The following is a 23,400-nucleotide window of genomic DNA, read 5'->3' as shown; positions in this document are numbered from 1 at the left end:
TCCCTCGATGCGACAGTGGTCGCCCTACGGGGAGGGGTGGGCACAACCATGATGGGTCCGTCGCACGCACTGTCGGGTGCGTCCGTCTGGCTGGCCGGATGCTGGGCCATGGACCACTTCGGCGGGTACGGCCAGAGCCCGCTCGCCGTGGCGGTCGGCGCCACGGTCTGCGCCGGCGGTGCTCTGCTGCCCGACCTGGACCTGTCCGGAAAGGTCACCCGCAACCAGGGCGGCGCGACGGTGGCCCGCACCTTCGGCGTCTTCTCGCTCTTCGTGGCGGAGGTCGTCGAGAAGGTCTCGCTCGGCGTCTACACCGCGACGAAGCTCAGCCGCGACCCGCGCCGCACCAACGGGCACCGGACGTTCACTCACACGCTGCCGTTCGCAGGCCTCGTGGGCTGGGGCACGACCACGCTCTGCGCCTCGTACGGTAAATGGGCGGTCGTCGCGGTCGTCTTCCTCATGGCCGGCCTCGCCCTGCGCGGCCTTTTCGACGAATGGGCCGAGCGCGCCGGCTGGCTGATCGTGACCCTGACGTCCGGCGCGATCGCCTGGTTCACGGCGGCCCACCTCCCGGGCGACCGCGGCTACCCGATGCTGGGAATGGCGGTCGGCGTCGGCTGCGTCGTCCACCTCTTCGGCGACATGATCACCAAGAACGGCGTCCCCATCCTCTGGCCCATCCCCACCGGCCGCCGCATGTGGCGCATGGTCGGCGTCCCGAACGGCATGGCGGTCAAGGTCGGTGGCAAGGGCGAGACCCTGGTGCTGCGCTCCCTCTTCACCCTGGTGGCGGTCCTGGCCGTCCTGGGCATGTTCGCCCCCCACGTGCTGAACAATCTCGACCTCGAGAAGTGGGCGGGAGATTAGCCGGTCGCCGCCCACGGCACGCTCGACCAGATCATCACGATGCCCGGCCGCTCATCGAGCGAGACGACAACGGTCGCCCCGGCGAGTAGTCACCCGGTATGCCCTGCCCTCGCCGAGGTCGAGCGGACTGCCGCGCCGTCCGGGGGCAAGGCGAGCCTGAGCGGATGGGTCCCTTTGCGGCCGCGAATCCGGTAGTCGATCAATAAGGTGACGGTGTCCGTTAGTGTCGGGTGCAGCGGCTACCGCGGTGGGACGGTCGAGGAGGTGGGGGTGAGCTACGGCGTGGCGGAGCGGGAGCGCCTGGCGCAGGCGGACTCCGGGGAGCAGCCGTGGCGAGCCTGGGGGCCGTACCTCGCCGAGCGGGCCTGGGGCACCGTACGGGAGGACTACAGCGAGCACGGCACCGCGTGGGACTACTTCCCGCACGATCATGCGCGCTCGCGGGCGTACCGGTGGAACGACGACGGCATGGCCGGCATCTGTGACGACCGGCAGACGTTCTGTTTCGCCCTCGGGTTGTGGAACGGCCGGGATCCGATCATCAAGGAGCGGATGTTCGGGCTCGGCGGCGACGGCGGCAACCACGGGGAGGACGTCAAGGAGTACTGGTGGTACCAGGACTCCACGCCCACCCACTCGTGGATGACCTGGCGCTACCACTATCCGCAGGCCCCGTTTCCGTACAACGAGCTGGTCACCGTCAACGGGCGGCGCTCCCGGGACGAGCCGGAGTACGAGCTCGTCGACACCGGCGTCTTCGATGACGACCGGTTCTGGGTGGTGACCGTCAACTACGCCAAGGCCTCGCCGCGGGACCTGTGCATCGTGATCAGCGTCGCCAACCGGGGGCCGGACGAGGCGACCCTGCACGTTCTGCCGACCCTGTGGTTCCGCAACACCTGGTCGTGGGGGCTGCCCAACCGCCGGGTCCCGGTGCTGGCCGGAACGCCGGGCCGCCTCACCGGCCTGCACCGCAGCCTCGGGTACCTGACGCTCGCGGGTGAGGGCGACCCACAGGCCCTGATGTGCGACAACGAGACGAACTCGCAGCGCCTGTGGGGGTTGCCCGGCACGAGCATGTTTCCCAAGGACGGCGTCAACGACTTCCTCGTGGCCGGGGCCCCCACGGTGAACCCGGCAGGCACCGGCACCAAGGGCGCCCTGCACTACAAGGTCACGCTCGGGCCGGGGGAGAGCCGCGAGATCCGGCTGCGGCTGACCGAGGCGGACGAACCGGTGGAGCTCGACCTCGGGGCCGGCTTCGCCGAGGTGGTCGCGGCCCGCCGGGCCGAGGCGGACGCCTTCTTCGCCGAGCTCATCCCGGCGGCGGCGTCCGCGGAGGAAGCCGCCGTCGTCCGGCAGGGCATCGCCGGGCTGATGTGGGGAAAGCAGTTCTACCACTTCGACGTCAAGCGGTGGCTGCACGGCGATCCGGGGTCGCCGCCGCCGCCGCCGGGTCGGCGCTACGGGCGCAACAACGCCTGGTGGCACATGAACAGCTTCGACGTGATCTCCATGCCCGATCCCTGGGAGTATCCCTGGTACGCCGCCTGGGACCTGGCGTTCCACTGCGTGACGATCGCCCGCGTCGATCCGGGCTTCGCCAAGGCGCAGCTCCTGTTGCTCTTGCGCGAGTGGTACATGCACCCCAACGGCCAGATCCCCGCGTACGAGTGGGCGTTCGGTGACGTGAACCCGCCGGTGCATGCGTGGGCGGCGCTGAAGGTCTTCGAGATCGACGGCGGGCACGACCACGACTTCCTGGCCCGGATCATGCACAAGCTGCTGCTGAACTTCACCTGGTGGGTCAACCGCAAGGACGTCGGCGGCATGAACGTGTTCGAGGGCGGCTTCCTCGGCCTGGACAACGTCGGCCCGTTCGACCGCTCGGCCGCCCTGCCGGTGGCCGGCGTCCTCGAGCAGTCCGACGGCACCGGCTGGATGGCGATGTACGCGCTCAACCTGTTGGACATGTCGGTCCACCTCGCGCTGCACGACCGCGCCTACGAGGACATGGCGACCAAGTTCTTCGAGCACTTCGCGTATATCGCGGAGGCGGCGTACCGGCAGGGCCTGTGGGACGAGGAGGACTGCTTCTTCTACGACGTGCTGCGCCTACCGGACGGCCACAAGCTGCCGCTCAAGGCTCGCTCGATCGTCGGCCTGCTCCCGCTCGCGGCGACCACCCGGCTGAGCGCCGGCACGCTGAACCGGCTGCCGGAGCTCGGGGCCCGGTTGCGCTGGCTGCTGGCCAACCGGCCGGACTACGCCGACGTGATCAGCGCCCGGCGGCTGTCGGCGGACGGGCGCCAGCAGCGCCTGCTGTCGATGGTGGGTCAGGACCAGTTGCTGCGGGTCCTGGCCCGGATGCTCGACCCGGAGGAGTTCCTGTCCCCGTACGGGTTGCGTACGCTGTCGCGCTCGCACCTGGAGAAGCCCTTCACGGTGTCGCTGGGCGGCTCGGACTTCACCGTCGGCTACGAGCCGGCGGAGAGCACCAGCGGCCTGTTCGGCGGCAACTCGAACTGGCGGGGCCCGCTCTGGATGCCGGTGAACTTCCTGCTCATCGAGGCGCTGCGGGACTTCGCCGCGTTCTTCGGCGACGACCTGCAGGTGGAGTACCCCACCGGCTCGCAGACGAAGATGCCGCTCAGCCGGGTTGCCGACGACCTGTCCCGGCGGTTGGTGTCGCTGTTCGTGCCCGACTCGCAGGGCCGGCGGCCGATCTACGGGGCCTGCGAGCTCCTCCAGAACCACCCGGCCTGGAAGGACCTGATCGTCTTCCCGGAGTACTTCCACGGCGACAACGGCGCCGGGCTGGGCGCGTGGCATCAGACCGGCTGGACCGCCCTGGTCGTCGACCTCATCCTCACCCTGCACCGGCCGACCACCTAGTTACCGCTGAGTACGACGACTCAGGAGTTCCGCGGCCCGGGCCGCGAGGATCTACGGCGTGACCTCGTACCCGTGCCCCTTCTGCCGTACCGAAGCCTCGCTGGCCACCGGCTGCCCGGCCTGCGGCCGCGGCCCGGACCCCGACGCCGCCGAGGTCGTTCGCCTCGACGCGGAGATTCCCGTGCTGACCGCCAGGCTGGTGGCCGCTCGGGAAGCGGTGACGGCCGCCGACGGGGCGCTGCGCCGGGCCTGGACCGGGCGCGAAGCCGCCGCCGCGCGGGTGCGTGCCGCCGTCTCCACCGCCGCGAAGGCCGCGCCGCGGCCGGCCGGCGCGCCCGCGATGACCGCGCCGGTGACCACGGCCACCGCCGAGGCCTCCGCCCGGCTGGTGACCGAGGCGTCCACCAAGCTGGTGCAGAACACCCTGTTCTCCCTCGGCGGCCTGCTGCTGGCCATCGCCGCGATCGTGTTCACCGCCGTGGCCTGGTCGCAGTTCGGGCTGAAGGGCCGCGCCGGGCTGCTCGCCGTCGTCACCGTCGTGGCCCTCACCGCGCCGCTGGTCGCGCTCCGCCGGCGGCTGACCGCCACCGCGGAGACCTTCGCCGCGGTCGGCCTGCTGCTGGTCCTGCTCGACGGGTACGCGGCCTGGTACGTCAACCTGTTCGGCATCGCGGACTACTCGGCGCTCGGCTACGCGGGGGCCGTCTGCGCGGTGACCGCCGCGGTCGCCGCCGGATACGAGCACGTCACCGGCCTGGTCGGCCCGCGCTTCGTCGCACTGGCGGTGGCCCAGCCGGTGCTGCCGCTGTTGGTCGCGCCGTTCCACCCGGACGCGGCAGGGTGGGCGTTCACGCTGAGCGCCGTCGCACTGGTCGACCTGGCCGTCGTCCGGCTGCGGCCGTCGGCGGTGGGCGCGGTGCAGATCGCCGCGTACGGTCTCGGCGCGCTGGCGGCCGGTGTCGCGGGGCTCGCCGGGCTGACCGCGCTGGCGCTGGCCGGGACGGCCGGGAAGGCCGCGGTGGCGGGCGCGGCGCTGGTCGTGGCGGCGCTGGTGGTGCTCGCGGGCACGCGGGGGACGCCGTGGCCCGCCGTGCGGGCCGGCGCCGGCGCCCTGGTGGTGGTCGCTTCCGTGATCGCCGGCGGTCGGTTCGCTGCGGTCGCCGGTGGCGACCACCTGGCGCCCGTCCTGGTCGCCCTGGTTGTGACGGCGTCGGCGCTGGTGGTGCGTCTGCTTCCCGTCGCCGTCCGCCCGGGGCCGCGCCTCGGTGCCCTCGCCGTCGGGGGCCTGGCGGCACTGGTGGCCGTGCAGGAGACGGGGACCGCGGTGCTGACCGGGGACGCCGACTGGCGGCTTCCCGCGATGATCGCGGTGCTGACCGCGGGTGCGATGACCCTGCTGCCACTCGTCCCGGCCGGACTCGCCGGGGCGGCGGTGCTGGCGCTGGCGGTACCCGCCGGGTTCGGCCTGCCCTGGTGGAGTGCCTCCCCGCTGGACCTCGCGGTCGTGGTGGCCGCGCTCCTGCTGGTGGCACGCGGTGCCGGCTGGGCGTCCGGCGTCGCGGCGCTGCTGACGGCGCACGCGGTGGTGGTCTCGTGGCAGCGGCCGGGGGTGGCCGCGGCGACGCTCGTGGCCGTCGCCGCCATCGCGGCGGTGACGACGTGGCGAGCGCCCCGATGGATCGGGGGCGTGGCCCTCGCCGTGGCTGTCCCGGCCGTCCCGGCGGCGCTGTGGCAGGCCGCCGCGGAGGCCGGCTGGTCCCCCGCGGTGCAGAGCCGGGTGGCCCTGGCCGCCGCCGCGGCGCTGGTCGCGGTGGTGTACCGGATCGACCGGGGGTGGGCGTCGTCCGCGCTGCTGCTGGTGGTCGTGACCGCGCCGGCGTGGGCGCTGGCCTCGGGCGACTCGCCCGCGATCTACGCGGCCGCCGGTCTGGTGCTGACCGCGTCGATGGTGCCGGCGGTGCGGGGACCGGAGTCGTGGCGGGCCGGGGTTGCCGGGGCGGTGCTGGGTGTCACGCTCCTCGCCGGGGTGGCGGATGGTCTGCTGACGCTCTTCGCCGGACCCTGGCTGCACGCCGGGTCGCGGTGGACCGGGTTCGTGGCGTGGGCCGACGTCGCCGCCCTGGCGATCGCCGCGGTCGCGGCGGCCGTCGGCGCCCGGCTGCTGCGCGGGTGGCGAGCGGCGCTCTGGACGGCGGCGCCGGTCGTCGCGGTGGCGGCGGTGCTTGCCACGGCGGCGGCGCGGGCACCCTGGCCCGGCGTGCCGGGTGCGGCGCTGCTCGCCGGCCTCGCGGGTCTGGTCGTGGCGGCGCTGCACGGCACCGCCCGGCGTGCCGCGGTCATGACGCCGGTGGGGGCCGGGCTGGTCGGCGCCGCGCTTGCCGGGGCACTGGCCACGCACGCGGCGACGCTGGCCGCCTTCGGCGCGACGCTGGTCGCGGGTGTGGCGGCCGGTGCCGGCGGCCGGGCGCTCGCGGCGCGGGTCGCCGGATGGGCGGGGGCTGCGGGGTCCGCGCTGGTCATGGCGTACACGGCCGGGCGGGCTGCGGCGCTGCCCGTGGAACGCACGGCTCTCCTCGTGCTGGCCGCGGCGGCCGTGGTGCTGGCGGCCGGCGTCCTCCTGGCGCGCGGCGCGGCGGGCGTGTCTTCTCCGGTGGGCGTGCTGTCCCCGGTGGGCGTGCTTTCCGGGGCTGGCGTGCTTTCCCGGGCGGGCGTGCTTTCGGGGCGCCGCGCGGTGGAGGGGCGTGTGGTGCAGGCGGCGGCGCATGGCGGGGCCGGCGTGGCGCTGCTGCTCACGGTCGGTTCGATCCGGTATGCGGCCGCCGTGTGCACCCTCTGGGGCGTGGCGTTGGGCGTCCGCGCGCTGGTCCGGAAGGCGGGCGGACGGCGCTCGCACGTCGTCGCGGCGGCCTCGGTGGAGCTCGGCGGGTGGTGGCTGCTGCTGGCCGCGGAGCAGGTCGCGGTCGTGGAGGCGTACACGATCCCGGCGGCCGCGGTGGCGCTGCTCGCCGGCTGGCTGGCCCGCCGCCGCGCCGCGATGTCGAGCTGGGTGGCCTACGGTCCGGCGCTCGCCGCCGCGCTGCTGCCCACCCTGGCGTCGGTGCTGATCGCCGACGGCGAGCCGGTGCGCCGGCTGCTGCTCGGGGTGGCGGCGCTGGCGGTGGTGCTCGCCGGGGCCCGGGCACGCCTGCAGGCGCCGGTGGTGACCGGCGGGGCGGTGCTGGCGCTGGTGGCCCTGCACGAAGTGGTCCTGGTGTGGGACCTGCTGCCGCGCTGGATCCCGCTCGCCGTCGCCGGCCTGCTGCTCGTCGGCCTGGCCATGACCCTCGAACGGCGCCGCCGGGACATGAGCCGCGTCCGCGCCGCCCTCACCCGCATGGGCTGACCGGCCCGGCCGGCGACCCCGCCACCCGGGTGCGTGACCGGCCGGCGACCGCGCCACCCGGGTGCGGTGACCGGCTGGTGGCCCGTCACCCGGGTGCGATGACCGGCCGGCGGGATCAGGCTTCGCGGACGATGGCCTCCGCGACGCGGCGCAGCTCGCGCTGGTCCGGCACGAATCCGTCGGCGATGTCGCGGTGCAGGCCGGACTTCGTCTCGTCGAGCAGCTCCGTGGCGACCTCGTCGACCGGCTCCCCGGCGTACTCGTCGCAGACCCGCTCGGTCGCGGCCTGCAGGGCCGAGGAGAGCTGCTTCTCCAGCGGCCCGCGGAGCTTCTCCTCGACCGGGCTCAGGCTGTTCGGGTCCAAGGTGACGTGCGGCTCGACCATGGCGGGCCTGTACCCGCCGGGAAGCGGCCCGCAAACGCCGAGGTCAGGAATGGCCACGCTGAAGGGTGAAGAAGGTGTCGCTGCGGGCCAGCGGCACCACCGCGTCCCAGATCGCGAGGGCCTCCTCCCGAGCGGGCACGTCGCCGATCACCGGGCCGTGCACGGCCCGGGCCGCGCCCTCGACCAGCAGCACCGGCGAGCCGATGTCCGGCCCCGCCGAGCCGAACGCCAGCTCGTGCGACTCACGGACGGCCTCGTCCCACGAGGCGTCGTCCAGCACCGCCTCGGGGTCGGCGATCCCGGCGGCCGTGGCCGCCTGCACCACGATCTCGTCGCTCAGGGGCGTGCCCGCCTCGTGCGTCCGTGTGCCCATCTCGGTGTAGAACGCGGCGACGTCGTCGTCGCGGTGATCGGCACGCAACGCCTCGACCAGCCGCAACGCCCTGCTGGACGCCGCCGCCACCGCCCGGTAACGCTCCGGGATGTCGTCACCGTTGAGGATGGACAGGCTGAACGCCCGCCACCGCACCGTCAGATTGCGCTCCGGCGCCACGGCCACCAGCCACCGCGACGTGCGCCAGGTGAACGGGCAGGCCGGATCGAAGAAGTAGGTGACGTCCATGCCCTGCGATCCTAGGGGCGCTCCGGCGCTCGCACACCCACCGTGGTGAACATCAGGTAGGACGAGATGACGAAACGGGGATCGATGAGTAGCTCCCGGAGGGTGGTCAGCTCGTCCTCTGTGAAGCCGCCCAGCAGCAGGTGGGGCTGAAGCTGGATCGTGTTGCTCCGATGGAGGAGGCAGGCGCCGGTCCCGCCCGCCCACGACCGGGCGTGGACGGTGGTGGTGACGTCCGTGAGGCCGGCCCTGCGCATGGCGCCGTTGGCCCGGGCCGCCCACCGGGGATCGATGCCGACCGCCGGGCTTCCCGCCAGGCAGGTCTCGAGGAACCGCTGGAACACCCGGGTGCCGTTCTCGTCGGGGCTGTCCAGCACGAGGTCCAGATGACTGGTCTCCCAGTCGGAGACCACCAGGATGCCTCCCGGCTTCAGCGCCTCGACCAGCCGGCCGAGAATCTGCTCCCGCGCCGGCAGGTGCATCAGCAGGAGCCTGGCATGGATGAGATCGAAGCGGTCCGGCGGAAAGGGGTCGGTCCGTACGTCGTGCCGGAGAATCTCCAGGTTGTCCTGAACCTGAACATGCTGCGGCTTGATGTCGGTTGCCAGGACGCGCCCGTGCGGCCCCACGCGTTGCGCCAGCCACCGGGCGATGGACCCCGAGCCCGCGCCGACGTCCCAGCAGGTCGAGCCGGACTTCACGCCGAGGGTGTCGAGCACGGCGATGGAGTGGGGATCCACGGTGTCACCGATGTGCCGGAGCTGGTTCGCCGCCTCGGAGACGTCGTTGTCGAAGGCATATGTCACCGCAGGCGGCTCGGTGGTCATCCGCGACTCTCTCCCTTGTGGACGACGATCTGCGTGGCCACCGTAGCTCGAGGGAGTCGATACGTATACCGCCGGGACGCCGACACGGAGGGCGGCGGGTCCGGCTGGGACCGGCCGCCCCACGGCGTCAGTGCAGCATCACCGGCGCGGCGCGGTCACCCTGCTCGTCGTCGAGCAGGTGGGACTCCTCGCGCCTGCGCGGCAGGAAGAACGCCGGGATGAAGGTCACCAGCACCAGGACGAAGCCCACCCAGAACGTCGTGGCGAAAGAGTCGGCGACGAACTCCAGCCCGCGCTGCAGGAGACCCGGCTCGACCGGGAACTGCTGCGCCAGCTCCGGCTTCTGCTGGACGACGATCGCCAGGCCGGCCTCCGTGACCGGCTCCTTGGTGACCGGGTCGACGACACCGGGGATGGCCGGGGAGTCGTTGAGTTTGCTGGTGAGGATCACGGACATGAGCGCCGAGCCGACCGAGCCCGCGATCTGCTGGAGGATGTTCAACAGCGTGGAGCCGCGCGCCACCTCGTGGTTGGTGAGCGTCTTCAGCGCGGAGGTCATGATCGGCATCATGGTGCCGCCCATGCCGAGACCCATGACGAACAGCGAGCCGCACAGCAGCACGTACGACGTGTCGGTGCCGACCTGGGTGAAGCCGAAGAACCCGACCGCGAGCAGGATCAGTGCGAACGGCACCGTACGCCCGACCGGGATCTTGTCGGCCAGCATGCCGGCGATCGGCATGGTGACCATCGCGCCGATGCCCTGCGGCGCCATCAGCAGACCGGCATCGAGCGTCGTCTCACCGCGCACCTGCAGGAAGTAGCTGGGGAACAGCAGCCCGGCCCCCATGAAGGCGACCATGAACACGGCCATCGTGATGGAGGCGACGCTGAGGTTGCGGTTGCGCAGCAGCCGCAGGTCGAGCAGCGGATGCTGCGGCTTGAACGAATAGAACACGAACCCGACGACGAGCAGGCCACCGAGCAGCATCGGCACCCACACCTCGGGATCCGACATCGTGCCGGCCTCGGGCAGCGTGGAGACGCCGTACAGGAAGGCGGCGAGGCCCGGCGAGAGCATCAGCATGCCGAGGAAGTCGAAGGACTCGGACGGCTCCGGGGCGTCCTTGGGCAGCGCCCACGCCGCGTAGACGAGCCCGATCGCGCCGATCGGCAGGTTGATCAGGAAGATCCACTGCCAGCTCGCGACGTCGATGAGCCAGCCGCCCAGGATCGGGCCGCCGATCGGGCCGAGCAGCATCGGAATGCCCAGCACCGCCATGAGCCGGCCGATCCGGTCAGGACCGGCCGCCCGCGTCATGATCGTCATGCCGAGTGGCATCAGCATGCCGCCGCCGAGGCCCTGCAGCACCCGGTAGCCGATGAGCTGGCCGATCGAGTCCGCGGTGGCGCACAGGCCGGAACCGAGGGTGAACAGCAACAGCGCGGCCATGTAGAGCCGCTTCGTGCCGAAGCGGTCGGCGGCCCAGCCGGTCAGCGGGATCACTGTGGCCAGCGCCAGTGTGTACCCGGTCATGGTCCAGGCGACCTCGGCGTACGAGGCGTTGAACTTGGTCTGGAAGGTGGGCAGCGCCACGCTGACCACGGTCACGTCGAGGATCGACATGATCGCCCCGAGGACGACCACCCCGGCGACCTTGAGTACGGCGGCATCCAGCTTGTCTGGCGCCGCCACGGGTTGACTACTCACAGTGAATCTCCTGGTGTGGCCGTTCGGATCCCTGCCATTGTCAGTGCTGGAGGATCATCCGCGGTCCCGGTCGCGAGAACGCGTGACGGCGGCCACCTCCGCGGGCCACCATGCAGGCTCCGAATCCCCCTCGCAAATCCTTTTGGGTACGCGCGGACGCGCATAGGTCGGGCTTTTCGGCTGCACGTACCGGAGAGATAGCTGGTCACACCACGCCGACCTCGATCCACACCATGAGGACGCGCCGGATGCCGGTGGATCTGGTGACCGTCGCCACAGCATCGTCGACGGTGAGGTGCCCCGTCTTCAGGGCGGCGCCGGGAATGTGCAGCGACCATCCCTCGGGTGCCGGTGCGCGGTGGCGACGAGACGGCTGGCCAGCGGGCGGGGTTCGTCCGCGTCGCGGAACGTCACGATGGCGTCGGCCCCGATGCCGGTCATGGTCGCCGCCCGCCCTGCCCTCGCGCGGCCTGCCCTCTCGTCATCAGCGGCCGGTAAGAGGCAGTAGGTGCATTCCATCCGGGCCATCGATCGGGGTAGGCGATCTTGATCACCCGTTCCCGGGCGGCGGAGCGCTCGGTCGCGTCGGCGGTTTCCGCGGCGGCGAGATCCGCGGTGCGATCGCGCCGTATGCGGTGGCGTAGGCACGTCGTCCAGCCCATCGGTTCCTCCCATGTCGTTGATGCCCGGTCGTCCTGTGCGCCGGGTATTCACCCCATCTGGCGGTACCGTCATCGGTGGAATAGGTGCGGGTTGCCACGGTGGCGCCGGCAACCCCCGCAACAGGTGGTCGGGGAGGTCACTGTGGCGGCATTCGCGCAACGGGTCCGCGCGGCGCGGATCGAGCGCGGGTGGTCGCTGTCGGAGCTGGCCGCCGTCGTTCCGTGCGACAAGGGGCATCTGTCGCGGATCGAGAACGGAGGGCGTCGCCCTACGGCGGAGCTGGCCCGGCGTATCGATGAGGTGCTGGGCGCACGGGGTGACATCGTGGCGGCGTCTCATCTCGACGCGGTGGCCGCGGATGATGCGCGGCCGTGGGAGACGGCCGAGCTCCTACGTCGGGTGCAGGCCAACGACGCGGGTCCTGCGACCGTCGAGGCGTTGCATGCCACCGTTGTCGAGCTCTGTTGTCAGTACGCCACCCAGCCGGCCGCCGAGCTGCGTGGAGAAGCCCACGGGTGGATGCGGGAGGTGGCCCGGCTGTTGCACCGGCCGACCGGGCTCGCGGCGCACCGCGAGCTGTTGGTGGCCGCCGGGTGGCTGGCCCTGCTCGTGGGGTGCGTGGAGTACGACCTGGGCATGCGGGCCGGCGCCGAGGCGACCCGCACGGCCGCACGGCAGTTGGGTGACGAGGCCGGGCATCCCGAGATCATCGCGTGGGCACAGGAGATGGCCGCCTGGTTCGCGTTGACGCAGTCCCGCTACCGGGATGTGCTCACGGCCGCGCAGGCCGGACAGGCGGTCGCGCCGAGCGGCTCGGCGGCCGTGCAGTTGGCCGGGCAGGAGGCGAAGGCTTTCGCCCGCCTCGGGGACGTCGCCGGGGTGCAGGAGGCACTGGGCCGGGGCCGGGCGTTGCTGGACCGGATGCCGGCGCCGGATCGGCCGGACCACCACTTCGTGGTGGACCCCGACAAGTGGGATTTCTACGCGATGGACGCCTACCGGCTGGCCGGGGACGACGAGCGGGCCGCGCGGCACGCCCGGACGGTGCTGACGCTGGGCGCCGGGCCGGACGGCGAGAGGGCGCCCATGCGGATGGCCGAGGCGCGCCTGACGCTGGCGGCCGTCGCGGCGCGCGCCGGGAACCTCGAAGAGGCGGTGTCGACCGGGGTCGGGGCGTTGGCCGCGGGCCGGAGGTCGCTGCCGTCGCTGCTGATGGTGGCCGGGGAGCTGGATGTGGAGCTGCACCGGCGGTTTGCGGGCGAGCCCGCCGCCGACGGCTTCCGGGAGGCGTTGCGCGACGTCCGCTAAGGGGTCGTCACGGTGGGGGGTGCGGCGGGCCCGGCCAGGGCGACAGCCAGCATCCGGTGGAGCTTGGCGGCCCGGGCCGGGTGGCGGTGGGAGACCCAGGCGACCCGGCCTCGCAGGTACGCGGGGAAGTCGTCGTGTCCCTCGCGGTTCGCCACGAGGGGGCCCCGTCGGGCGGCGTCGTGCAGCACCGCCCGGAGCCGGTCGTAGTCCTCCCGGGAGGCGGCCGGTCGTTCGTTGACCACCAGACCGGCTAGACGCTGCCGGTCGCCTCGGCCTCGGACGCGGGTCTTGCGCGGGTGTACCCGGAAACCCTCGTCGGCGGCGATCGTATGGACCGCGGCGATGAGATGGGCCGGCTCGCCTCTGCCGAGGGTGCCGGAGAAGGCCAGGTCGTCGGCGTAGCGGGTGTAGTGCAGCCCGAAGCGGTCGGCCAGACCGGTCAGCCGCCGGTCGAGGCGGTACGCGACCAGGTTCGCCAGGGCGGGCGACGTCGGCGCGCCCTGGGGAAGATGGGGGCGGCGCAGCAGCGCGGCCCGGTGCGGGTCCGTGCGTCCGCGCAGCACCGCCGCGGGGGTGGCGGTCGTCGTGAGGGCGGTCAGCGTGTGGGCGACCGGCTCGGGGTAGCCCGCGGTGCGGAACAGGCCGTGGATCCGGGCGGCGGTGATCGAGCTGAAGAACGCGGTCAGGTCCAGGCCGATGACGAGCTTCTGCCCGGCGTGGGGTGCGGCGAAGGTGTGCACGCCGCGGCCGGGGACGAACCCGTGGGCGTGGGGGTGGACCGGCAGCCGTCCGAGGAGGTCGTCGAGGAGCCGGCGCTGGAGGGCACGCAGGCGGGGCTTCGGAGCCTCGATGAGGCGGTGGGGCAGCCAGGCGTAGCGGTAGTGCCGGAGCCGCTCGTCGCGGGCGTGGCGGTTGAGGTGCCGGCGGTCGGCGTACCAGTCGAGGTGGTCGCCGTCGACGCCGAGGAAGTCCGCGAGCGCGGCGAGGTCGTCGATGCGGGGAGTGTCCCAGCGCATGCGCACGATCCGGACCGGGGTGGCCCGGCGCAGCCGGATGGGATGGCGGCGCACCAGGGGGCGTCCGGAGCGTTCCAGACAGGACAGGAAGGCGGCGAGCTCGCGCGGACGGTCGGCCGGGGCGTGCCGGTACGCCCGCAGCACCGCGACCACGGCGATGCGCAGCCACGGCGGCCGGCCGCCGAGCACCGCCGTGCCGGTGCGCTGCAGGGGGCCGGGGCGCCAGCGGCTGGTCAGGAGGGCGTCGGCGAGCGCGGCCGACACGCGTACCGGTGGAACAGCGTGCCCCGACGTTGCCCGGTCGTGCCTGCGCTGTCCCGCGCGGAGCGCGGCGGCGCGCCGGCGATGCGCTGCGTGGCTCAATCTCTCGCCCCCGGGGGTACCCCGGAGAGGCCGTCGGCGGACCGGCGGCCAGCTCGGGGACACGCTGCCACCGGTGGACGAGTGTAGAGGGCCGGTGGCCCAAGCGGAGGCTCTCGATCCGCTTGAACCACCGACATCCCTAGCGCTACCCGCTCGCCGCCGGACTAATCGCCCGGGAGAGAAGTGGTGGGAGGAGTTCCGCGAGGACGCTGAGGCCGTCCGCGCTGAGCACGGATTCCGGGTGGAACTGCACCCCGGCGAAGCCGTCACCGCGCAGCGCGTGGACGGCTCCGTCGGCGTCCGCGGCGATCTCCACGCCGGGCACCGGCGCGTCCAGCGCGGTGAAGCTGGAGTAGAAGCCGACCCGCCGCCGGGTGCCGAACAGATCGATGTCGCGCGCCAGGCCCTGATAGGGCGCGTGCCGGCGGCGCAGGCGCAGGCCGAGGGCCGCGGCCAGGATCTGGTGGCCCAGGCACACGCCCAGCAGCGGGCGCCGGTCGGCGAGCGCGCCGGCTACCAGGGAGCGCAGGGTGCTCATCCGGTCGTCGTCGGCGGCGGGGTCGCCGGGGCCCGGGCCCATGATCAGCAGGTCGGCCGCCGGGACGACCGGGACCGTCCAGGGCATCACGGTGACGGTCAGGCCGAGCGCTCGCAGTTGGTGGGCCAGCATGGCGGTGAAGGCGTCCTCGGCGTCGACGACCACCGCGCTGCGGCCGGCGAGCGCCGGCATCGTGAGCGCGCCCGGCCGGCGCTGGTCCAGCCAGAATCGGGCGAGGCCGTCGTTGCGGGACGCCAGTGCGGCCCGGATCGCGGGGTCGTCGGGCTCCGGGCGTACGGAAGTCGTCATGCGGGTGGCACCGAGTGCGGCCAGAACGCCCGCGGCCTTGGCGTGGGTTTCCGCGATCTCGCCCGTGGGCGTGGAGTGCCGCACGAGCGTGGCGCCGACCGGCACGCGCAGCCTGCCTGCGGGTGAGATCTCCGCGGTGCGGATGAGGATCGGCGCGTCCAGCGTCTGCCGGCCCTCGTCGTCGTGCCCGAGCAGGGCCAGCACCCCGGCGTAGTAGCCCCGGCCGCGGCGCTCGTGGCGGGCGATCACCCGGCTGGCGTTCGCCACCGGGCTGCCGGTCACTGTCGGCGCGAACATCGTCTCGCGGAGCACCTCGCGCACGTCTCGCGAGCCGTGCCCGGCGAGCAGGTACTCGGTGTGGGTGAGATGCGCCATCCGCTTCAGGTGCGGCCCGATGACCTGGCCGCCGTGCTCGGCGACGGCGGCCATCATCTTGAGCTCCTCGTCGAGCACCATGGCGAGCTCGTCGATCTCCTTGGGGTCGGCGAGGAACTCCACCAGGTCGCGCTCGCCGTCGTGGCGGAAGGTGCCGCTGATGGGATTCATCATCGTCAGCCCGGCGTCGACGCTGACGTGCCGCTCGGGGGTGGCGCCGACGAGCGTACGGGTGCCGGTGTGCACCAGGAACGTCCAGTACGCGCCGCGCTCGCCGGTGAGCAGGTTGCGGAACGCCGCCCGGGCGGCCTCGAGCGGGTCACCGGAGAGGGTCGCCTCGAAGACCCGGTGGACGACGAAGTTGGCGCCCTCGCCGCGCCCGATCTCGTCGTGCAGGACCGCCTCCACGATCCGGCCGTAGTCCTCGTCCGGGATGTCGAAGCCCTGGCCGGTCAGGCGCGGCGGCGTGGCGGGCAGAGAGTCGATCATCTCGGCCACCGGTACGGTCCGGGCCGCCCGGATCCGCAGGCATTCCAGCGGCGTGCCGTCGTCGATGCAGGCGAAGCCGCGTTCGGCGATCTGGCGGTAGGGGACGAGGGCGAGCGTCCGCGGTCCGCTCCCGGCGGGCAGAGGTATGTCGGCGAGCGTCGGCACCGTGACGACGTCGCCGTGCAGGATCTCGACGTGCTCGGCGCCGTCGCGATGCAGCAGGGCGAAGGGTTCCATGGGTTCCTCGATCGGCTCAGGGCCGCCCGGCGAGGAATCCGTCCCTACGACGACGGCCGCCTCGTCGGAGGCGGCCGCGGTGGTGGGTTACGCGCGGGAGGGTGTGGCCGCCGGGTCGGCGGGCCACCACATGCTCGGTTGCGCGTACATGGCTGGGAAGCTTACGGGCCGTCGCGGTAGCAGCGCCACCCCGTGGGATCCCTGGAGACGTGCTGGGCGTACGCGCCGGTGCCGTAGCGCCAGCCGCACATCGCGTCCATGTCGATCGGGGCCGGGTCGCGGGATGCGCGGCCGCAGACCCATACGCCGCCGGTGAGCATGGCGATCGTGTGCTTCCCGGCGGTGTCCTGGCAGTAGGAGCCCAGGAGCGGGGGCAGCCCGGCGGCGTCGGACGGGCCGAGCAGCACCGGAGTCGCGGGAGCCGGGCTGGGCGTGGCGGTGTCGGCCTTGCGAGCCTGGGTGACCGCCCGCAGCGGCTGCCGGGAGCCCGGGGGCGGGTCGGCCGTGGGCGGCTGCGGGATCGAGACGGCCGGCAACGGTACGGCGGCCTGCGGCGTACCCGCGTCGCGCAGCAGCAGGGGAATCGTGGCGGCCAGCGTGAGCAGCGCCGCGGCGACCACCGTCCAGGGCCACCGGCGCGACCGGACCGCCCGGTGCCGGGCCCTCATCCGCTGCCGCACGACTTCCGCCCCTTCCCGGCTGTCCGCCGGTTACCGGGCGGAAACATCACCCACCGTAGGTGCACCGGTGAGCGCTTACGTCGGCCTTTCAGGTGTCCGTGGGCCGCCCGTCCGTACCGCGCGACGGCTCAGCGCGGATAAGTACGACTACTCACGGTCGTCGGCCCGGCCGCCCGCAGACTGTTTGAGCACGTCAACCCCGCCCTCCACGTGATTCGGAGAAATGCCATGACCGCTCAGCCGTCCTTCTCGGTCAAGCCCACCGCCGCCTTCGTCGGCGCCTCCTGGGCCGCCCTGTTCCTCGGCGTCCTGTGCTACGCGGTCGGGCTGTGGAACGCCGAGATGACGAAGAGTGAGAAGGGCTTCTACGCCTCGGTCCTCGTCCTGGGCCTGTTCGCCGCCGTGTCCCTGCAGAAGTCGGTGCGCGACAAGGCGGAGGGTCTGCCGGTGTCGGCGTTGTACCTCGGCCTGTCGTGGGCCACGGTCGGCCTCGGCGTCGTGATGCTGGTGGTCGGCCTCTGGAACAGCGGGATGCTGCTCAGCGAGAAGGGCTTCTACGGGCTGGCGTTCGTCTTGACCTTGTTCGCCGCGGTCGCCGTGCAGAAGAACGTGCGGGACATGCTGCTGTTCCGGGCGCCGTCGCACGCCGCGTCGCCGGCGCCGACGTCGTACGCCGTGCCGCCCGCGGCGGTCACGACCACCACGACCGTCACGCGGTGAGGTCAGGCGGCCTCGAACGCGCTGCGCACCGCCCCGCGGGCCCACCGCATCCGGCCCAGCGCGCAGTCCGGGTGCTCGCCGAACTCCTGCGCCACCAGCTCGGCGCAGCCCTGCTCGCCGAGGCGGTCGACCGTGGCGCTGACGGCGGCCCGGATGAGCTCGGGCGACGGGTGCTGAGAGCTCTGCAGGTCGGAGACGAACAGCGCCTCGGAGCGGATGTCGTCGGTTTCCACAGCGGTCATCAGATCCTCCTACCGTGCGCTCGCGGACGGGCGTCTGCGTCCAGGACACCCGGATGGGGCTGCATCTGCGCTGCACGGCAGTTGCCATGCGGTTGCGGCGAGCGGCAATCGCAGAGCGGACTAAACGGATATCGTGCTAATAACGAGCGAAACCCATAGGGGGAACCGTGCCGGTGGTGCTGGTCGCCGACGACGACGCCGACATCCGGGACCTCGTCGCGTTCAAACTCGAACAGGCCGGCCTCGAGGTGATCGCCGTCGAGGACGGGCAGGCCGCGGTGGAGCAGGCCCGGGCCCGGCGACCCACGCTCGCGGTCCTGGACGTGTCGATGCCCGGCCTCTCCGGCATCGACGTGTGCCGGATGCTGCGCGCGGATCCCGTCACCGCCGGGACGCTGATCATCATGCTCACCGCCCGGGTGCAGGATCAGGACGTCGAGGGCGGGTTCAGCGCGGGCGCCGACGACTATGTCACCAAGCCCTTCAGTCCGCGCGAGCTCGTGTCGCGGATCCAGGCATTGCTGAGCCGGACCCCGGCCTGACGGGACCGGCCGCCCATGCCCCGGGAGCGGACCGTCGGGCGCTTGCTGACGAGGGCGTTCGGCGTGCTGGTCGTACTGATCGTGTGCACCGGCGTCGCCGAGACCACCGCGCTGGTCATGCAGCACCGGGTCGTCGACGAGCTCTCCACCCGCGTCCAGCCGCTCCAGCTCGCCAACGCCGACCTGCGTAGCGTGCTCGCCGACGGCCAGCGCGGCCTGCGGGGCTACCTGCTGACCGGCGACGGCGAGCTGCTCGCCTCGTACGGGGCGGCACGCACCGACTTCGAGCAGGTCGCGGCCACGCTGCGGAAGCTGTCCCGGGACGACGAGAAGGACGCCGTGGCCCGGCAGCTCGCCAAGGCCGGCCACTGGTGGGCGCTCGCCGAGCGGCAGCGCACGGCCCCGCCGCGCAGCTCCGCGGCAGCGGGGTTCGTGGCACAGGGCAAGCCGCTCTTCCAGGCGTTCCACTCCGAGAACCAGGCCTTCGACGCCGCGCTGGCCGCCCGCGCCGCCGACCTGCGCGAGCGCAGCGCCACCCTCGGCGTCGTGACGACCGCCGTCGTCGTGGCCCTCACCGTGCTGGCGGCGATCACCGCCGTCCTCGCGGCGGTGCAGACCGCCCGCAAGATCACCCGACCGCTGGCGCGGATCATTTCCGTCATCGGCCGGCGGCGCTCCGGGGAACTGGACATCCGCGCCGACGCGACCGCGGGACCGGTCGAGATCCGGGCGGTCGCGCAGGCGATCAACGAGATGGCCGAGGTCGGCGACCGCATCCGCGCCGCCGAGAAGGACTCCGCGCGGCTGCGCGCCGAGGTCCGGCAGCTCGGCTACCGCATCCGCGCGCACCTGTGGGTCGGGGACGCGCTGACCGAGGCCGTACGCGGCCTCGCCGAGATCTTCCACGCCGATCACGTCCTGGTGCGGATGGCACCCGGGCAGACCGACGTGCCGCCGCTGGTGAGCCTGCGCGACGAGCACGCCGGCGGGGTGCTCGAGGAGCTCGCCGGATGCGACGCCTCCTGGCTCGGCAGCGGCGACGTCTGGACCACCGACGAGCAGGCCGCGGCCGGCCAGGCGGCACCGCCCGAGCCGGAACGGCGGGCCTGGGCCGCGGTCGGCGACGGAACGGTCCTGACCGCGGCGGTCAGCGTCGGCGACGAGCGCCTGGGCGCGCTCACCCTCATCCGCGACGGCGGGCCGGCCTGGACCCCGGCCGACGTACGGCTGGTCGAGGCGGTCGCCGCGGACCTGGGCCGCGGGGTGCACCACGCCCGCCTGTTCGAGCGGGAGCAGCATCTGGTGGCCCGGCTCAAGGAGCTGGACACGGCGAAGAAGGACTTCATGTCGACCGTCTCGCACGAGCTGCGTACGCCGCTGACCAGCATCGCCGGCTATCTGGAGCTGCTGCTCGACGCGGACGCCGGCGAGCTGGCACCGCCGCAGCGCAAGATGCTGGAGGTCATCGGGCGCAACACCCGGCGGCTGCGGGAACTGATCGAGGACATCCTCATCCTGTCCAAGATCGAGTCTGGGTCGTTCCGCGCGTCCCGCCGCCCCGTCGACCTGACCGAGCTCGCCGAGAGCGCGGTCGCCGGGATGGCGCCGGCGGCGGCCAAGGGCGAGGTCGAGCTGCGCAGCGAGGTGGACCGGTCGCTCGAGCTGACCGCGGACCCGGACCAGCTCGACCGCGTCCTGACGAACCTGCTGTCCAACGCGGTCAAGTTCACCCCGGCGCGGGGAACGGTCACCCTGGTCGTCCGCCGCGAGGCCGACGAGATCCACGTGTCCGTGTCGGACACCGGCATGGGCATCCCGTCCGGCGAACAACAAGGGCTGTTCTCCCGGTTCTTCCGGGCCAGCAACGCGGTCCACCGGGCCATCCCCGGTACGGGCCTCGGACTGGCCATCGTCCACAAGATCGTGGAGAACCACGGCGGGCACATCTCGGTGCAGTCCGTCGAGGGATCCGGCACGACCGTCACCATCCGGCTGCCTGCCGGATGAGGAGGACCTCGCCCCGTGGCGGACCGTCCCCGCCGGGTCCCGACCGGCGGGGACGGCCGGGCTCAGCTGATGCCGACGAGGTCGTAGGCGCGGCGGATCGCCGCCATCTTCGCGTCGCGCTGCGGGCTGCCGCCGAAGTACGTCGCCGCCACGTCCACGATCGACCGCAGCGCCTGCGGGAAGGTGGCGAGCGGGACCAGCCGGGCCATGCCCAGATAGGTCAGCACGGCCACATCCTGGACGGTGAACACGCGCGTGCCGTTCTCCTCCATGGTCAGCAGGTTGTGCACCGCCTTGTTGTGGATGTTGCTGTTGACGTGCACCCAGCCCGAGTCGTTGCGCTGCGGATGCGGCAGCTCGCCGGGGCGCAGGCGCTTGAAGTCGCGCATGTGCGCCGGATCTCCCAGCCGGGCGGGATCGGCGAAGTCGCGCAACGGCAGGTTGTCGCCGCCCAGGCCCGCGCCGATCTCCCAGTTCCACGTACGGACGTCCTCGCGGTCGGGAGCGGTGTACCAGTTGTTGATGATGACCCCTGCGCAGTCGGCGAAGGACTCGTTCAGTGCGCCCGACTGGGTCGCGTACACCAGGTTCGAGGTCGACTCGATCACGCCGTGGGTCAGCTCGTGGCCGATCACGTCCAGGTAGCGGGAGAGGCTCACGAGACGGCCCTGCGCGTCGCGGGTTTGGCCGTACCACATCCGGCCCTGCGACCAGAACGCGTTCTTGAGCTCCGGCGGCGTGCCGAAACCGGAGGCGGTGGTGTTGACGATCGAGACGAGCACCATGCCCTGCCCGTCGATGCCCTCACGCTGCAGGACCGACTTGTAGAAGTCCTGCACCCGGGAGGCGTTGAGGTGGGCGGAGACGGCGGCCCGGTTGGTGGAGCCGTAGTCGCTGGACGTGGCGGCCACCGCCCGCTGCGGCAACGGCGGGCCGTCGAAGATGTCCGCGAACTCGATGTCGTACGTGCGGACGTTGCGCAGCGGGTCGTCCATCTGGCAACCGGCGCCGTCGGCTTCCAGACGGCCGAAGAAGGTCTGCTTCGTCTCGTCCTCGTCGACGCCGGTGCACTTGGTCGGCGGCGGGATCGGGGCGCCGGTGGCGATCGCGCTGTAGCAGAAGAGGATGCGGCCGTCGTGGGCGTCGACGAGGTAGTTGACGCTCTCCGGGACCGGTCGCGGACCGAGGCCGTGCCCGCGCAGGATCGCCGGGTCAGGCTCGTCGGGAGCCGGCGGCGAGGCCGGCAGGGCCTTGAAGAACCATGCCAGGTGCCATTCCCCGGACTCGTCCTCCTTGTAGTACATGAGACGGCCGTCGACGCCGGCCTCGGCCGGGATCGTCTTGCCCGTCCAGGTGGCCACCTTCTCCAGCGCCTCCATGCGGCTCAGGCTCTCCACCGGGTCGACGCCGGTGACCTCGTCGAGCTGGGCGGTCACGCTCACCAGATCGCGGTCGCTGGTGAGCTCGACCACGGCGCCGGCGCCGAAGACCGGGATGCTTCGGTGCGTCTGGGTGAAGCGGACCTGGCGCGTACCCACGGCCGGAAGGTCCTCGTCCTTCTTGACGACCAGGCCGGGCACGCGCTCGGGCCGCTCGGGCGCCACCACGGCCTGCATGGCCGGGCGCTCGTCCCGGCGCAGCAGCTCGTCCAGATAGAACCGGGCCGCCGCCTCGTTGCTGGTGAACATCGGTCCCGCCGATGCGGCGGCATCCGTGCCGGCATCCGGGCCGGCGTCCGCAGCGCCGAACGAGGCGGGCGTGCGCGAGACCGCTTCCCGCTCGGTGTCCGTGTCCTCGGCGGCGCTGTAGTGGAATTCCTGCAAGGGGACAGCCATGCGAACCACTCCTCGTGTCGTCCTGCCGTTCAGCAGACGCCCGCGAGGCTCCGGGCACCATGGTCGCGTCGCGCGGCGGACAGCGCGAATGGCCGATCATCCGCCGGCCCGCGTACGGAAGGTGGACCTTCTGTTACTGCTGGTATGTCTCGAGGAAGCGGCGCAGGCGGTCGGTCGCGTCGTCGAGCACGTCGACCGGCGCCAGGAAGACCATCCGGAGGTGGTCCGGCGTGGGCAGATTGAACCCCGTGCCGTGCGACAGCAGCATGAGCTGCTGCTCCAGCAGATCGATGATCAGCCGCTGGTCATCTCGGATCTTGTGCACCTCGGGATCGAGCCGGGCGAAGAGATACAGCGCGCCCTCCGGCTTCACGCAGTCGACGCCCGGGATCTCGGTCATCTTGCGCCAGGCGTGCTCGCGCTGCTCGTACAGGCGGCCGCCGGGCCGGATGAGCGTGGTGATGCTCTGGAATCCGCCCAGGGCGGTCTGCACGGCGTGTTGGGCCGGCACGTTCGGGCAGAGCCGCATGTTCGCGAGCAGTTGCAGGCCCTCGAGGTATTCGGTGGCGTGGGTGGCCGGGCCGCTCACCGCCATCCAGCCCGACCGGAAACCCGCCGCCCGGTACGTCTTCGACAGCCCGCCCATGGTGAGCACGAGCAGGTCCGGGGCGAGCGCCGCCGCGCAGAGATGCCGCGCCTCGTCGTAGACGATCTTGTCGTAGATCTCGTCGGAGAGCACGAGCAGCCCGTGCCGCCGGGCGATCTCGAGCAGGCCCAGCAGGGTCTCCCGCGAGTAGACCGCGCCGGTCGGATTGTTCGGGTTGATGATCACGAGGGCCCGGGTCCGGGAGGTGATGGACGCCGCCACGTGCTCCAGGTCCGGCTGCCAGCCCTGCGCCGGGTCGCAGCGGTAGTGCACCGGCTGCCCGCCGCACAGCGTCACCGCGCCGGTCCAGAGCGGGTAGTCGGGGCTCGGCACGAGCACCTCGTCGCCGGTGTTGAGCAACGCCTGCAGGGACATGACGATGAGCTCGGAGACGCCGTTGCCCAGGAACACGTCGTCGGGCTGGACGTGCTCGACGCCGAGGGTCTGGTAGTACTGCGCCACCGCGACCCGGGCCGAGTAGATGCCGCGGGCGTCGCTGTAACCCTCGGCGGACGGCAGGTTGTGCACCATGTCGGCGACGATCGCCTCGGGCGTGTTGAGTCCCCACGGCGCGGGATTGCCGAGGTTCAGCTTGAGGATGCGGTGGCCCGCGTTCTCCAGCTCCTGCGCGCGCCGCAGCACCGGGCCGCGGATGTCGTACCGGACATTCTTCAGCCTGCTCGCCTGGGAGAACATACGCTCGAGCCTAGGCCTCGCCGGACGTGAGTCGCGTCATGGGAG

At 72.5% G+C, this 23,400-nt stretch carries 18 protein-coding genes; 7 read left to right on the top strand and 11 right to left on the bottom strand.

All coding sequences use genetic code 11. The features are described from left to right. The first annotated feature begins 48 nt into the window (after nt 1-48). From EDD30_RS08535 to EDD30_RS38895, 3 genes are all read left to right on the top strand, one after another. Nucleotides 49-870 (top strand): metal-dependent hydrolase, encoded by an 822-nt coding sequence (locus EDD30_RS08535; RefSeq protein WP_071807243.1) that lies wholly within the window; start codon nt 49-51, stop codon nt 868-870. Between the two features lie 282 nt (nt 871-1,152). Next, nucleotides 1,153-3,765 (top strand): MGH1-like glycoside hydrolase domain-containing protein, encoded by a 2,613-nt coding sequence (locus EDD30_RS08530; RefSeq protein WP_394328283.1) that lies wholly within the window; start codon nt 1,153-1,155, stop codon nt 3,763-3,765. Between the two features lie 58 nt (nt 3,766-3,823). After that, the gene (locus EDD30_RS38895; RefSeq protein WP_170208263.1) at nt 3,824-7,147 is read left to right on the top strand and encodes an SCO7613 C-terminal domain-containing membrane protein; all 3,324 of its coding nucleotides are present in this window, start codon (nt 3,824-3,826) and stop codon (nt 7,145-7,147) included. Between the two features lie 115 nt (nt 7,148-7,262). Here the strand turns inward: EDD30_RS38895 and EDD30_RS08520 are convergent, their stop codons facing one another. The 5 genes from EDD30_RS08520 to EDD30_RS41410 all read right to left on the bottom strand — a co-directional run bounded on the left by EDD30_RS08520 (nt 7,263) and on the right by EDD30_RS41410 (nt 11,130). After that, a complete protein-coding gene (locus tag EDD30_RS08520; protein ID WP_071805751.1) occupies nt 7,263-7,532 on the bottom strand; it encodes a hypothetical protein in 270 nt (89 codons plus the stop codon). 43 nt (nt 7,533-7,575) lie between these two features. After that, the gene (locus EDD30_RS08515) at nt 7,576-8,154 is read right to left on the bottom strand and encodes a DsbA family protein (protein WP_071805752.1); all 579 of its coding nucleotides are present in this window, start codon (nt 8,152-8,154) and stop codon (nt 7,576-7,578) included. Nucleotides 8,155-8,165: 11 nt separating this feature from the next. Further along, the gene (locus EDD30_RS08510; protein ID WP_071805753.1) at nt 8,166-8,978 is read right to left on the bottom strand and encodes a class I SAM-dependent methyltransferase; all 813 of its coding nucleotides are present in this window, start codon (nt 8,976-8,978) and stop codon (nt 8,166-8,168) included. 127 nt (nt 8,979-9,105) lie between these two features. Then, on the bottom strand, nt 9,106-10,689 hold the full coding sequence (locus tag EDD30_RS08505; protein WP_071805754.1) for a DHA2 family efflux MFS transporter permease subunit: 1,584 nt from the start codon (nt 10,687-10,689) through the stop codon (nt 9,106-9,108). A 306-nt stretch (nt 10,690-10,995) separates the two neighbouring features. Beyond that, complete coding sequence (locus tag EDD30_RS41410; protein WP_280526134.1) at nt 10,996-11,130, bottom strand: hypothetical protein; 135 nt, start codon at nt 11,128-11,130, stop codon at nt 10,996-10,998. Between the two features lie 363 nt (nt 11,131-11,493). On the opposite strand from EDD30_RS41410, the gene EDD30_RS08495 reads away from it, so the two are divergent. Continuing rightward, nucleotides 11,494-12,660: a helix-turn-helix domain-containing protein gene (locus tag EDD30_RS08495; protein ID WP_071805766.1), complete on the top strand. Its 1,167-nt coding sequence runs from the start codon at nt 11,494-11,496 to the stop codon at nt 12,658-12,660. Here the strand turns inward: EDD30_RS08495 and EDD30_RS08490 are convergent. From EDD30_RS08490 to EDD30_RS08480, 3 genes are all read right to left on the bottom strand, one after another. Further along, complete coding sequence (locus EDD30_RS08490) at nt 12,657-13,940, bottom strand: reverse transcriptase family protein (RefSeq protein WP_071805756.1); 1,284 nt, start codon at nt 13,938-13,940, stop codon at nt 12,657-12,659. The genes EDD30_RS08495 and EDD30_RS08490 overlap by 4 nt on opposite strands. A gap of 244 nt (nt 13,941-14,184) precedes the next feature. After that, nucleotides 14,185-15,987 carry an anthranilate synthase family protein gene (locus tag EDD30_RS08485; RefSeq protein ID WP_071805757.1) on the bottom strand — a complete coding sequence of 601 codons (1,803 nt, stop codon included), beginning with the start codon at nt 15,985-15,987 and terminating at the stop codon, nt 14,185-14,187. Nucleotides 15,988-16,148: 161 nt separating this feature from the next. Beyond that, entirely contained in the window at nt 16,149-16,667 is a 519-nt protein-coding gene (locus EDD30_RS08480) for a hypothetical protein (protein ID WP_143162698.1), read from the bottom strand. A 228-nt stretch (nt 16,668-16,895) separates the two neighbouring features. Between EDD30_RS08480 and yiaA the strand changes: the two genes are divergently transcribed. After that, nucleotides 16,896-17,387, top strand: a complete 492-nt coding sequence (yiaA, locus tag EDD30_RS08475; RefSeq protein WP_084556413.1) for an inner membrane protein YiaA — start codon at nt 16,896-16,898, stop codon at nt 17,385-17,387. Nucleotides 17,388-17,389: 2 nt separating this feature from the next. On the opposite strand, the gene EDD30_RS08470 is transcribed toward yiaA, so the two are convergent. After that, nucleotides 17,390-17,629, bottom strand: coding sequence for a hypothetical protein (locus EDD30_RS08470; protein ID WP_071805759.1), 240 nt, complete (start codon nt 17,627-17,629; stop codon nt 17,390-17,392). Nucleotides 17,630-17,796: 167 nt separating this feature from the next. Here EDD30_RS08470 and EDD30_RS08465 point away from each other — a divergent pair, with 167 nt between their 5' ends. Further along, a complete protein-coding gene (locus EDD30_RS08465) occupies nt 17,797-18,171 on the top strand; it encodes a response regulator transcription factor (RefSeq protein WP_071805760.1) in 375 nt (124 codons plus the stop codon). A gap of 42 nt (nt 18,172-18,213) precedes the next feature. Then, nucleotides 18,214-20,178 (top strand): ATP-binding protein, encoded by a 1,965-nt coding sequence (locus EDD30_RS08460; RefSeq protein ID WP_170047279.1) that lies wholly within the window; start codon nt 18,214-18,216, stop codon nt 20,176-20,178. Nucleotides 20,179-20,240: 62 nt separating this feature from the next. Here the strand turns inward: EDD30_RS08460 and EDD30_RS08455 are convergent, their stop codons facing one another. Both EDD30_RS08455 and EDD30_RS08450 read right to left on the bottom strand, forming a co-directional pair. Beyond that, nucleotides 20,241-22,013 carry a M4 family metallopeptidase gene (locus tag EDD30_RS08455; protein WP_071805762.1) on the bottom strand — a complete coding sequence of 591 codons (1,773 nt, stop codon included), beginning with the start codon at nt 22,011-22,013 and terminating at the stop codon, nt 20,241-20,243. A gap of 133 nt (nt 22,014-22,146) precedes the next feature. Further along, nucleotides 22,147-23,355, bottom strand: coding sequence for a pyridoxal phosphate-dependent aminotransferase (locus EDD30_RS08450; protein ID WP_071805763.1), 1,209 nt, complete (start codon nt 23,353-23,355; stop codon nt 22,147-22,149). Nucleotides 23,356-23,400: the final 45 nt, after the last annotated feature.

The organism is Couchioplanes caeruleus (genome assembly GCF_003751945.1).
GTDB classification, from domain to species: Bacteria; Actinomycetota; Actinomycetes; order Mycobacteriales; family Micromonosporaceae; genus Actinoplanes; species Actinoplanes caeruleus.
The sequence above is the reverse complement of the archived record's forward strand: the minus strand, read 5'-3'. Positions and strand labels throughout refer to the sequence as shown.